Raw genomic sequence first — 12081 nt, 5'->3', positions numbered from 1 at the left:
ATGTCAATATCACCGACGATCGACCGCGAACCGGGGTGTACCGCAACAGATGACGAAACCGCAGCTGGAACAGGCCGAGCGGGCGCCGAGCCGGCGGGAGCGTGTGCGCGAGGCCACACTCGCCGAGATCAAGGCCATCGCCCGCCGCCACCTCGTCGAGCACGGGGCGGCGGGGGTGTCCCTGCGGGCCATCGCCCGCGAGATGGGGATGACCGCGCCGGGGCTGTACCGCTACGTCTCGGGCATCGACTCCCTGCTGGTGCTCCTCACCGCGGACATGTTCGACGAGCTGGCCGCCGCGGTGGCGGCGGCGGACGCCAGCGTGCCCGCCGAGGACACCGACCGGCGGATCAACACCTCGCTCCGGGCGTTCCGGCGGTGGGCGCTGGGGAACCGGGCCGAGTTCGCCGTCATGTTCGGCCCGCGGACCCGGCTGGACCCGGCGGTGGACCTCACGCCGGCGGTGGAGGCGGGCAGGCGGTTCGGGGCGACCTTCTTCACCCTGTTCGAGCGGTTGGTCCGCGAGCAGAGGTTCGAGCTGCCCGACGGGCGGTCGATCACGCCGGAGCTGGAGCGCGAGCTGCGGTCCTTCGCGGAGCTGTGCGGGTTCGGGGACTCGCGCACGCCGGTGGAGGCGGTGATGGTCCTCAGCTCGTGCTGGGTGCGGCTGTACGGGGTGGTGTGCATGGAGATCTTCCAGCACCTCGATTTCGTGATGCAGGACATGGAACCACTCTTCGAATCCGAGCTTCAGAACGTACTGACAGGCCTGGGCGTACGTTACGAATCACCCCAAAGCGGCGATACGGTTACTATGGGTAAGTCCGATTAGGCACCATACTTAGAGGTCTGTGGCACTTGCCGGATTCGCCCCAGGCGGATGCGGCCCTGGCCGGCGCGCCATGGCATGAGAGCGAGGACCGACCCCGTGGAGAACCGACCCGGCGATGAGCGCTTCCGGCCGCCCTCCGGCACCCCGTGGGTCCCCGGCACCACCGTTCACTCCGCCCCCGGAACCTCCGAGGACACACCGGCCGCAGAAGGCACAGGAGCACCGCAGGGAACCCCGTCCTCCGGTGCACCGGATCGGACACCCGTCGGCACCGCGCCGCGAGCCCCCCGCCCCCCGGAAGCCCCGCACCCCGCCCCCGCCGCACACACCACGGGTGACACACCGGTACCGCAGTCCGCACCCGCCACGGGCGGATTCCGCAGCCCGGCCGCGGACGGCAGCGGAGCACCGCACACCCGCGCACCAGCACCACAGGGCACATATCCCACAGGCAGCGCACACCTCCCGGCGGGCACACCGGGCCCACAGAACACGCCCGCCACAGGCGGGTTCCACAGCCCGGCCGCGGACGGCAGCGGAGCACCGCACACCCGCACACCGGGTGCACACCCCGCAGGCGGCGGTGCGCCACGGCAGCCCGCACCTGCCACGGACGGGTTCCACAGCCCGGCCGTGGACAACAGCGGAGCACCGCACACCGGCACACCGGCGCCACAGGGCACATATCCCACAGGCAGCGCACACCTCCCGGCGGGTACACCGGGCCCGCAGGGCACACCCGCCACGGGCGGGTTCCGCAGCGCGGTACCGCACGCCGGTGTGCCGGCGCCGCAGGGCGGACCGGTACCCCCGTACGCTCCGGCGGTACCGGGCACGCCGTACGCCGGGACTCCCGGGCGGTGGGCGCCCGGAGCCGGCGGAGCGCCGTACGGGGGGACGCCGTACGCGGGCGTGCGGTACGGGGATCCGGTGTGGCAGCAGCCCGGCGGATGGCCTCCCCCGCAGTACTGGGGTCCGCCTCCCCCGCCCAGGCGGCAGGGGCGCGGGGTGCTGGCGGCGTCCGCCGTCGCGGCGACCGTCGCGCTCGCGGCACTGGCGGCGAGCGTGGTGATCGTGGTCGCCACACCGCAGCCCGAGCCGGCCCCCACCGGCGAGAACCTCGCCGCCCACTACGACGACGGGCTGGCCGAACCCCCGGCCCGGGTCCTCGTCGACATCGTCGACCACCCCCTGTACGACACCGCCACCCCCCAGGACATCGCCTGTGAGGTTCCCGAGCTGGAGATGGGCTCCGACGACTCCTGGGAGGCGTTCGCCAACGCCACCGGCCACTGCCTGGACGAGCTGTGGGCCCCCGTCTTCGAGGACCTGGGCCTGAGCGCGAACACCCCCGAGATCACCGTCACCCGCGAATCCCCCGACTCCGGCGATGAGGAGGGGTACACCCTGGCCTACTACGAGAGCGACTACGAGCGCATCACCGTCGTCCTGCCCAACGTGCGAACGCTCGGCGGGCAGGTCCCCGCACAGGCCCGGGAGGACGTGTGGATCGCCCTCATGGGCCACGAGTACGGCCACCACGTGCAGTACGTGACCGGCATCCTCGACATCTCCCACGAGACGCGCCGCAGGTCGGCCTCCGAGGAGGAGGAGCTGGACATGCTGCGCCGCACCGAGCTCCAGGCCGAGTGCATGGCCGGCATCGGGCTGCGCGCCATCACCGGAGCCGACGAGCGCTCCCTGCGGTGGGTCAACGAGAACTTCAACGGCGGCGGCGACCTGCCCACCCACGGGACCGCGGCCAACCGGGCCCACTGGCTGGAGGAGGGCTGGGACGAGGCCACCGTGGGGGGCTGCAACACCTACGGCGCGGCCCCGGACGAGGTCACCTGATGGCGTCGCGGTGGGCCGCCCAGCCGTGGAGCTTCACCCGTTCCCCGCGGTCGAGTTCGGCGGCCCGCCGGGCCTCCGCCGCGTCGATGCGCAGCCAGGCCTCGTAGTCGCCGCCGCCCTGGACCACCTCGGTGAGGTCCACCAGCTCCGGTGAGCCCGCCAGCAGGGCGGGCGCGTCCTCCAGCAGGGAGCGCACCGTCCCCGCCGCGTCGGACTTGTTGGTGCCGATCACGCCGGTGGCGCCGCGCTTGGCCCACCCCGCCACGTAGTCCCCCGGCACCGCGCGCCCCCGGGCGTCGAGCACCCGGCCGTCGCGCTGGGGCACGGTGCGGGCCTCCTCGTCGAAGGGCACCCCCGGCAGCGGCAGGCCCGCGTAGCCGACGGAGCGCAGCACCATGCCCGCGGGCAGGTCGAAGGTCTCCCCCGTGCCGACCGCCCGCCCCTCGTCCAGGCGGGTGCGCTCCACCCGCACGCCGCTCACCCGGTCGCTCCCCAGGACCTCCCGGGGCCGGGACCAGAAGTGCAGGTGGACGGTGCGGGACCGCCCCTCGGGCGGCCGGGCGGCGCGCTCGCGCAGCAGGCGCAGGTTGGTCCGCGCGGCGCGGGCCACGTCACCGCGGATCCCCGTGTGGTCGATGTCCACCTGGGCGGGGTCCACCACGACGTCGACGTCGGGCAGCTCGAGCAGGTCGCGCAGTTCCGGCGCGGTGAACTTGGCCTGCAGCGGTCCGCGCCGGGCCAGCAGGTGCACGGTGCGCACCCTGCTTCCCGCGAGCGCCTCCAGGACGGGCTCGGGGATGTCGGTGCGCCGCAGCTCGTCGGCGGTCTTGACGAGGATGCGGGCCACGTCCAGGGCGACGTTCCCGGCGCCCACCACCACGATCTCCTCGCTGTCCAGGACGAAGCGGCGCATCTCGCTGTCGGGGTGCCCGCAGTACCAGTTGACGAAGTCGGTGGCGGCCACGCTCCCGGGCAGGTCCTCCCCCGGCACCCCCATGCGCCGGTCCGTTGAGGCCCCGGTGGCGTACACGACGGCGTGGTGGGTGCGCGCCAGGTCGTCCCGGGTCACGTCGGCGCCGAACTCCACCCCGCCGACGAACCGCACGTCGGGGTGTTCGAGGATGCGCTGCAGCGAGCGGGCCACGCCCTTGATCTTGGTGTGGTCGGGGGCCACGCCGTAGCGCACCAGCCCGTAGGGGGTGTACAGCCGGTCGATGACGTCGACACGGACCGGCACCCGCTGCTGCCGGGTGAGGGAGTCCGCCGTGTACAGCCCGGCCGGGCCGGATCCGATGACGGCGACCCTGAGCGGTGCGGTTTCCTCGGTGCGGGGATCGTCGGGAGAGGTCATGCCCCCATTCTGGCAGCAGGACCCCTCCCGCCCGGGCAGGTCAGGCCTTCTCGTCGGCCAGGGCCGGGTCGGCGGTGCCCTCGGTGCGGCGCGAGACCGTCTCGGTGAGCTTGCGCGAGAGCTCCTGCGGGGTCAGGCCCTGCGCCCGGAGGATGGTGTCGCGCTTGGCGTGGTCCAGGAACTCCTGGGCGATGCCGAAGGTGCGCACGGGCACGTCGACGTCGTGGTCGCGCAGCAGGCGGGCCACCGCGTCGCCCACGCCGCCGGTGCGGCCGTTGTCCTCCACGACGGCGACGACGCTGTGCCGGGCCGCCTCGGCGACCAGCGCCTCGTCCAGGGGCTTGACCCACAGCGGGTCGACGACGGTGACGCCGATGCCCTGGTCGGCCATCCTGTCGGCCACCTCGCAGGCCACCTGGGCCATGGTGCCCGCGCCCACGATGAGCAGGTCCTCGGAGCGGCCGCCGTCGGCGGCGCGGCGCAGCAGGTCCATGGAGCCGACCTTGCCCAGGGCGGGCAGCTCCTCGGCCACGGCGCCCTTGGGGTAGCGGACGACGGTGGGGGCGTCCTCGACCGCGACGGCCTCGCGCAGCAGGGTGCGCAGGCGCTCGGCGTCGCGGGGGGCCGCCAGGCGGAGTCCGGGGACCACCTGGAGGATGGACATGTCCCACATGCCGTTGTGGCTGGCCCCGTCGTTGCCGGTGACGCCGGCCCGGTCCAGGCAGAAGGTGACGCCCTGGCGGTGCAGGGCGGCGTCCATGAGCACCTGGTCGAAACAGCGGTTGAGGAAGGTCGCGTACACGGCCACGACCGGGTGCAGACCGTTCATGGCCATGCCGGTGGCGGCGGTGGCGGCGTGCTGCTCGGCGATGCCCACGTCGAAGATGCGGTCGGGGTAGGCGTCGGCGAACCTGTTGAGGCCGGTGGGGTGGAGCATGGCGGCGGTGATGGCCACCACGTCCTCGCGCTCGGCGCCGATCTCGACCATGGTGTCGGCGAACACCGACGTCCACTTGAGGACCTTGGCCCCGGGCTTGGCCTCGCCGGTGGCGATGTCGAAGGGGCCGGGTGCGTGGAACTGGTCCTCGTCGTGGTTCTCGGCCGGGGCGTACCCCTTGCCCTTCTGGGTGATGACGTGGACGATCACCGGGCCGCCGAAGTCGCGGGCGCGGCGCAGCGCCTTCTCCAGCGCGGGCTCGTCGTGGCCGTCGATGGGGCCCAGGTACTTCAGGCCCAGGTCCTCGAACATCATCTGCGGCTGGATGGCGTCCTTGATGCCCTTCTTGAGGCCGTGCAGGGCCTCGTAGAGGGGCTGGCCGACCACGGGCGTGCGGTTGAGGGTGTTCTTGGCCAGGTCCAGCGCCTGCTCGTAGCCGGGGGCCATGCGCAGCGAGGCGAGGTGGTCGGCGAGCCCGCCCATGGTCGGCGAGTAGGAGCGCCCGTTGTCGTTGACGACGATGACGAGGCGGCGGTCCTTCTTCTCCGCGATGTTGTTGAGGGCCTCCCAGGCCATGCCCCCGGTGAGGGCCCCGTCGCCGATGACGGCGACGACGGTGCGGTCGCGCACACCGCGGACCTCGTTGGCCTTGGCCATGCCGTCGGCGTAGGACAGCGCGGTGGAGGCGTGGGAGTTCTCGATGAAGTCGTGCTCGGACTCGGCGCGGGAGGGGTAGCCGGACAGGCCGCCCTCGGACTTCAGGTTGCTGAAGTCGTGCCGACCGGTGAGGACCTTGTGCGCGTAGGCCTGGTGGCCCGTGTCGAACAGGATGGGGTCCCGGGGGGACTCGAAGACCCGGTGCAGCGCGATCGTGAGCTCGACGACGCCGAGGCTGGGGCCGAGGTGCCCCCCGGTCTGCGAGCAGGACTCGACCAGGAAGTCCCGGATCTCCTGGGCCAGGACCGGGAGCTGATCGGCCGGAAGCTTCTTGAGCGCTTCCGGATTGTGCATCGACTCGAACAGTGTCACTGTCTCGTCAGTCCCCTCGTCCAGCGTGTCGGTTGAGTTTGCCCACCCGGCCCCTGACGTGGGCCGGGATCGGCTACCGGCAGGTATACATACTCGAGTTTATGGTGCTGCGTCCACGGGTCCCGCCCGGCACCGTTCACGGAGGTGCCCCGTGGGAGCACACGTGTCGCGCGTCCCCCCCGTCGGCCGGGCTCCGAACCCCGGGAGCGCCGCCCCCGGCACGGTTTCCGGGGTACATTACCCGTTTCCCGGAGCGTCTTCGCCGTCCCTGTGCCCGGCCCGAGGTTATCCGAGAGCGGCCTGGACCAGCAGGGCGATCGCGGAAAGCGCCACCACGGCGAGCATGCCCAGGCGCAGGGGTCCGGCCCTGACGCGGTTGCGCAGGGCGACGCCCGCCGCGAAGCCCAGGGCGACCAGGGGCATCCCCGCCGCCCCGACCACCAGGATGCGGGTGTCGAGCTGCCCGCCGACGCCCAGGGCGGTCAGGGACAGGAGGCCCCCGAACAGGAAGAACGCTGCGAGGGTGGCGCGGACCCGGGCGGGTTCCTCGTACTGGTAGAGCAGGGCCATGGGCGGTCCGCCGATGGAGGTGGCGGTGCCCGTGAACCCGGACAGCGCGCCCGCCGTGACCAGGGAGGCCGGGGTGATGCGCACCCGGAAGGAGCGCAGGGACAGGGCGACGGCGATGAGCACCATGACGCCGACCGCGGCGGCCAGCGCCCGGGGCGGCAGGACGGCGACCACCCAGACCGCCAGGGCCGTTCCCGGCAGGCGGGCCGGCAGCCCCCAGGCGATGCCGCGCCAGTCGACGTGGCGGCGCTCCTGGAACAGGGTCAGGACCGGCAGGACGACGACCGTGACCAGGAGGGCGCCCGGCATGAGGGTGGGGTCGAGCAGGGACAGGACGGGGGCTCCGACGAGTCCGAGGCCCAGGCCGACGGTGCTCTGCACCATGGCTCCGACCACGACGGCCAGCGCGGCGACGACGGCGAAGGTCCAGACGTCGCCCGCGGGGAGCACCCCGTGCCCGGTGGGCGAGAAGAATTCCGAGAGCACGGAGTGCGACGCTACATCCTCACCTTCCCGGTCGGGTTCCAGAGGTAGGGCGACCGGATGTGACCGCCCGGACCGGAGCGGGCGGCCGGGCCGGGTCAGCGGGTGGGGCCGCCCGTCTGCGCGGGCCGCAGCACCCCGTCGATGTACTCCAGGGCCCGTTCCGGGTGCAGGAACCACCCGATGAGTCCGGAGGGGTCGGCGAAGGAGTTCGCGAACCGGTCGGCGGTCTCCTGGTGGCGGGCCGCCAGCCGGTACAGCTCCCACACGTGCGGAGGTCCGGAGAGCATCACCCGGCTCCAGGCGGTGACCTGGCGGGCCCGCCGCCAGTACTCGGCGAACGCGGCGCGCATGAAGCGCTCGTCGAAGGGACGCGTCCCGTGGTCGACGATGGCGCGCCGGTAGACCTCGGCGGCCAGGGAGGCCATGTTGGCGCCCTGCGCCGTGACGGGGTCGTTGGCGACCACGGTGTCGGCCATGCCCAGGACCGGGGCTCCCCCGCCGGGCCGGGCCACGGGTTCGCGGACCGCGGGCGCGTACCCGCCGGTGAGCGCGGCCATGGGGTCGGCCGGGCGGGCGGCGGCGAACCGCTCGTACTCCCACGGGGCGTGGAGGCGCACCACCCGCAGCAGGTGCTCCAGGACGTCGCCGGAAGGGGCCGTGGCGGGCAGCGGACGGTCCAGGGGACCACCGGGTACCGCCTCGACCATGAGCGCGTCGCAGGGGCCGTTCAGGGACAGCACGGGCAGGCTGAACACCTCCCCCGCCCCGGGGACGGCGGTGCGGGAGAGCGAGGGGCCGTCGGGGTGCGGTGCGGCCCCCGCCGCGTAGACCAGCGCCAGGGAGCGCTGGGGCGCCTCGTGCGGGGAGCGGGCGGCGTCCCGGGGGAAGACCTCGGCCAGGCCGCCCCGTCCGGTGGCCACCACGACCAGCTCGTACTCGGCGGCGAGTCCGGCCAGCTCCCCCGGGCGCACCCGGTGGCGGACCAGGCGGCCGCCGCCCCGGACGAACAGGTCCAGCCAGGCGGAGAGCTTGAGCCGCTGGTCGACGGAGCGGGCGGGCTCGTCCAGGGCCCCGCGCCAGGCCAGGGCCGGGGCGGCGCCGCCGTCGCGGTGGGCGACGCGCAGGCCGACGCCGCGGATCCGGGGGGCGGCGTCCTCCCACAGGGACAGGCCGTGCCGCCGTTCGCGGCGCAGGGCGGGGCCGAACAGGCACTGGGTGGAGGTGACGCGGCCCGCGCGGACCTCCTCCGGCCCGTCCGGACCGACCAGGGTGACGTCGTAGTCCTCGGCCAGCAGGCCGAGGGCGAGTTGCAGGCCGGACTGCCCGGCTCCGACGACGAGGATTCTGCGCATGCTCTCTCCGGTGGTTCGTGCCCGCGTTCGGTCCCCGGCCCCTGCCCGGGCACGACGAGGAGGGGTCGTACACGTGCCGATCCGTGTTCGACCCCGCGCGGACTGCGGTGTTCGCGGTGAACCTAGCAGCGCCTCCGCAGGCCCTCCGGGCGCCCCCGCCGACCGGGACCTTCGTCCCCGCGGGCCCGGGACCTGCGGCCCACCGGGCCTTCCGGGGGCACGCTCCGCCCCACCGCCGCGGCCGTCCCCGCCGGGGCGGCGCCGCCACGGGGGTGCGGACACGGCGCGGCCCCGGTCCGACTACCGGGGTCGGACCGGGGCGCGGGGGCGGCGGGGAGTGAGCGCCGCCCCCTTTTCCCGGAAGGTACGGGGCACCGCGGGTGTCAGGCGCCTCCCCGGGCGTTGGTCTTGCGACCGTTGCGGGAGACGGCGTCGATGATGACCGCGATGAGCAGGACGGCCGCGGTGATCATGAAGCGCACCGAGGTGTCCATCTGGAGCAGCAGCAGGCCGGAGGTGATGGCGCCCAGGACCAGGCCGCCCAGCAGCGCCGAGTAGGCGTTGCCGCGGCCGCCGAAGAGGCTGGTGCCGCCGATCACCGCGGCGGCGATCGCCATCATCAGCTCGGCGCCGCCGCCGGTGGAGACGCTCGCCGCGAAGTTGCGGGAGACGAGCATGATGCCGCCCAGGGCCGCCAGGGTGGAGGCGATGCCGAACACCGAGATGCGGATGAGGTCGACGTTGATACCGGCGCGGCGGGCCGCCTCGGCGTTGCCGCCGACCGCGTACACCATGCGGCCGTAGCGGGTCTTGCGCAGGACAAGGTCCAGGACCACGACGAAGCCCACGAAGATGAGGAACGCCAGCGGCACGCCCTTGTACTGGTTCAGCACCCACACCCCGCCCAGGATCGGCAGGGCCAGCAGCAGCGCGCGGAACGCGATCTCGCTCACCGGCTTGTAGGGCAGGCGGGCCAGGCGGCGGCGGCGCTCGACCAGCACCACCGACACGACGTACAGGCCCACCGCGAGGGCCGCCAGGATCCAGCCCATGAACGACACGAAGTAGGTCTGGGTGAGCATCGCGATCGCCCCGTTGGGGCTGGTGTTGATGGTGCCGTCGGCGCCCATCAGGTACAGGTGCACACCCTGCCACCCCAGCAGGCCCGCCAGGGTGACCACGAACGCGGGTACCCCGAGCTTGGCGAAGACCGTGCCGTGGAGCAGGCCGATGACCAGGCCGACGCCGATCGCGGCGGCGATGGCGCCCCATTCGGGAACGCCCTGCTTGACCGCCAGGACCGCCAGGACCGCCGCGGACAGACCGGCCACCGAGCCGATGGACAGGTCGATCTCGCCCAGCAGCAGCACCATGATGACGCCGGTGGTCATCAGGCCGATGGCGGCGATCTGCACGGTGAGGTTGGACAGGTTCTGCGGCGACAGGAAGCGATCGTTCATCGACTGGAAGACGACGGCGATCAGCAGCAGTCCCACGATGACGGGGATGGGGCCCAGTTCCCCGCTGCGCAGTCTGCGGCGCAGGGCCTGGATCCAGCCCTTGGGCGAGGCGGCCGTGGTCAGGAGCCGGGGGTCGCGCACGGGTTCGGCCGTTGCGCCCCCGCTCTCTCCGGGCGCCTTGGAAACCGGGGTCTGCTGGGTCATCACTTGTCCTCCGTGGCCAGGGCCGAGGAACCGGTGCGCTGGGAGCGGCGGCTCACCGGGTTGTCGGCGGCACCGGTGATGGCGGCCACGATCTCTTCGTAGCTGGTCTCCGCGATGGGGAAGTCGCCGGCGTTGCGGCCCAGCCGCAGCACCACGGCGCGGTCGGCGACCGCGCGGACGTCGGCCATGTTGTGGCTGATCAGGACGACGCCGTGGCCCTGGTCGCGCAGCCGCTCGATGAGGTCGAGGACCTGGGCGGTCTGGGCGACGCCCAGGGCGGCGGTGGGCTCGTCGAGCATCACCACCCGGGGCTGGCCCAGCAGGGAGCGGGCGATGGCGATGATCTGGCGCTGGCCGCCGGAGAGGGAGGCCACCGGCACGCGCAGGCTGGGAATGCGCACCGACAGGGAGTCGAGGAGCTCCACCGCCCGGCTCTCCATCTCGACCTCGTCGAGGGTGCCGGGGAAGTGCAGCTTCTCGTTGCCCAGGAAGAGGTTGGCGACGATGTCCAGGTTGTCGCACAGGGCGAGGTCCTGGTAGATGGTGGCGATGCCCAGGCGCTGGGCGTCGGAGGGGGCCCCGATGGTGACCGGCTGGCCGGCCCAGCGGATCACGCCGCCGCTGTCGGCGGGGTGGGCTCCGGAGATGACCTTGACCAGCGTGGATTTACCGGCGCCGTTGTCCCCCAGGAGGGCGACGACCTCTCCCTCGGCGACGTGGAAGTCGACCTCGCTGAGCGCGCGGACCGCCCCGAAGGTCTTGGAGATCCCGGACAGTTCCAGGACTGGTGTACTCATGCGTTCGTTATCTCTTCTCTCGTCCCGGGCCGGGGCGGGCGGGCGGCGGGGGCCTGCCCGCCCCGTCGGGGCGTCGCACCGGTGCCTAGAGGGCTTCCTGGCAGAACTCGGTGTCCGCGTAGTCGTCGGTGCAGATCTCCTCGATCGAGTAGATCCCGTCCGAGACGACGGTGTCGCCGACGTTCTCCTCGGTGACCGCGACGGGCTCGAGCAGGACCGAGGGGACCTTCTCGCCGTTGGCGTCCTCGACGTCGGTGAGCGAGTACTCGCCGAGCTCGGGGTCGGTGCCGGTGGCCAGGGCCACGGCCATGGCGGCGGCGATCTGCGCCTCCGGCTTGATGGCCTTGTAGACGGTCATGTACTGCTCACCGGCGATGATGCGCTGGATGCCGGCGAGTTCGGCGTCCTGGCCGGTGACCGGCGGCAGGTCGTCGACGTCGACACCGGCGCTGCGCAGCGCGGAGATGATGCCCGAGGCCATGCCGTCGTTGGCGGAGTAGACGCCGATGATCTCGTCGACGCCCAGGGCGGTGATGGCGCCCTCCATCTGGCTGTTGGCCTGGTCCGGGGACCAGTCCGGGGTGTCGAACTCCTGGCCGATCTCGACCTGGCCGTCGAAGATCTCGTGGGCGCCGGCCTTGAAGTCGGCGGCGTTGGGGTCGGTGGGCGAGCCGTTGATCATGACGATCTGGCCCTCGCCGGCGGTGCCGCGCTCCTCCAGGGCGGCGATGAGGGCCTCGGCCTGGACCTGGCCGACGCGGCGGTTGTCGAAGGAGACGTACATGTCCACGCCGCCCTGGGCGAGGCGGTCGTAGGCGACCACCGGGACGCCCTGGGCCTGGGCCTCGCTGACGGTGCCGGCGGCGGCGGCGGAGTCGACCGCGTCCAGGACGAGGACGTCCACGCCGTCGGTGAGCATGGCCTGGGCCTGGGTCTGCTGCTCGTCGACGTCCTGGTCGGCGTTGGCGTAGGACAGCTCGCAGTTGGGGCAGAGCTCGTTGAGCGCCTCCTCGAAGAAGGGCTTGTCGAACGCCTCGTAGCGGGCGGTCTGGAGCTCGGGCAGGAGGAGGCCCACGTGGAAGCCCTCCTCGACGGTGTGGGTCTCCCTCTCGGCGTCCTCGCCCGAGGTGGTGAGCGAACCACAACCGGAGACGAGAAGGGTGAGGGCGGCGCCGGCGGCGGCGAAGCCCGCGGCGGCCATGCGCTGGT

Annotated in this window: 9 protein-coding genes; 2 read left to right on the top strand and 7 right to left on the bottom strand. The window is 73.0% G+C overall.

Features of this window, described 5'->3' with window-relative positions; translation table 11 throughout:
- The first annotated feature begins 49 nt into the window (after positions 1-49).
- Both ACSUPR_RS26535 and ACSUPR_RS26530 read left to right on the top strand, forming a co-directional pair.
- Positions 50-832 (top strand): TetR/AcrR family transcriptional regulator, encoded by a 783-nt coding sequence (locus ACSUPR_RS26535; protein WP_436887445.1) that lies wholly within the window; start codon positions 50-52, stop codon positions 830-832.
- A gap of 930 nt (positions 833-1762) precedes the next feature.
- Positions 1763-2686 carry a neutral zinc metallopeptidase gene (locus ACSUPR_RS26530; protein ID WP_436887444.1) on the top strand — a complete coding sequence of 308 codons (924 nt, stop codon included), beginning with the start codon at positions 1763-1765 and terminating at the stop codon, positions 2684-2686.
- On the opposite strand, the gene ACSUPR_RS26525 is transcribed toward ACSUPR_RS26530, so the two are convergent.
- From ACSUPR_RS26525 to ACSUPR_RS26495, 7 genes are all read right to left on the bottom strand, one after another.
- A complete protein-coding gene (locus ACSUPR_RS26525) occupies positions 2679-4037 on the bottom strand; it encodes an FAD-dependent oxidoreductase (protein WP_436887443.1) in 1359 nt (452 codons plus the stop codon). The two genes, ACSUPR_RS26530 and ACSUPR_RS26525, sit on opposite strands and share 8 nt — an antisense overlap.
- A gap of 40 nt (positions 4038-4077) precedes the next feature.
- Positions 4078-6003 (bottom strand): 1-deoxy-D-xylulose-5-phosphate synthase, encoded by a 1926-nt coding sequence (dxs, locus tag ACSUPR_RS26520; RefSeq protein ID WP_436887442.1) that lies wholly within the window; start codon positions 6001-6003, stop codon positions 4078-4080.
- A gap of 285 nt (positions 6004-6288) precedes the next feature.
- Positions 6289-7059, bottom strand: coding sequence for a TSUP family transporter (locus tag ACSUPR_RS26515; protein ID WP_436887441.1), 771 nt, complete (start codon positions 7057-7059; stop codon positions 6289-6291).
- A gap of 95 nt (positions 7060-7154) precedes the next feature.
- Complete coding sequence (locus ACSUPR_RS26510; protein ID WP_436887440.1) at positions 7155-8411, bottom strand: styrene monooxygenase/indole monooxygenase family protein; 1257 nt, start codon at positions 8409-8411, stop codon at positions 7155-7157.
- A gap of 383 nt (positions 8412-8794) precedes the next feature.
- The gene (locus ACSUPR_RS26505; RefSeq protein ID WP_436887439.1) at positions 8795-10075 is read right to left on the bottom strand and encodes a sugar ABC transporter permease; all 1281 of its coding nucleotides are present in this window, start codon (positions 10073-10075) and stop codon (positions 8795-8797) included.
- Entirely contained in the window at positions 10075-10872 is a 798-nt protein-coding gene (locus ACSUPR_RS26500; RefSeq protein WP_436887438.1) for an ATP-binding cassette domain-containing protein, read from the bottom strand. Before ACSUPR_RS26500 ends, ACSUPR_RS26505 begins: the two co-directional genes overlap by 1 nt.
- An 85-nt stretch (positions 10873-10957) precedes the next feature.
- Positions 10958-12073, bottom strand: coding sequence for an ABC transporter substrate-binding protein (locus ACSUPR_RS26495; protein ID WP_436892158.1), 1116 nt, complete (start codon positions 12071-12073; stop codon positions 10958-10960).
- Positions 12074-12081: the final 8 nt, after the last annotated feature.

Source organism: Nocardiopsis dassonvillei (assembly GCF_964273065.1).
Taxonomy (GTDB): Bacteria; Actinomycetota; Actinomycetes; order Streptosporangiales; family Streptosporangiaceae; genus Nocardiopsis; species Nocardiopsis dassonvillei_B.
This window is presented reverse-complemented; position numbering and strand designations above follow the sequence as displayed.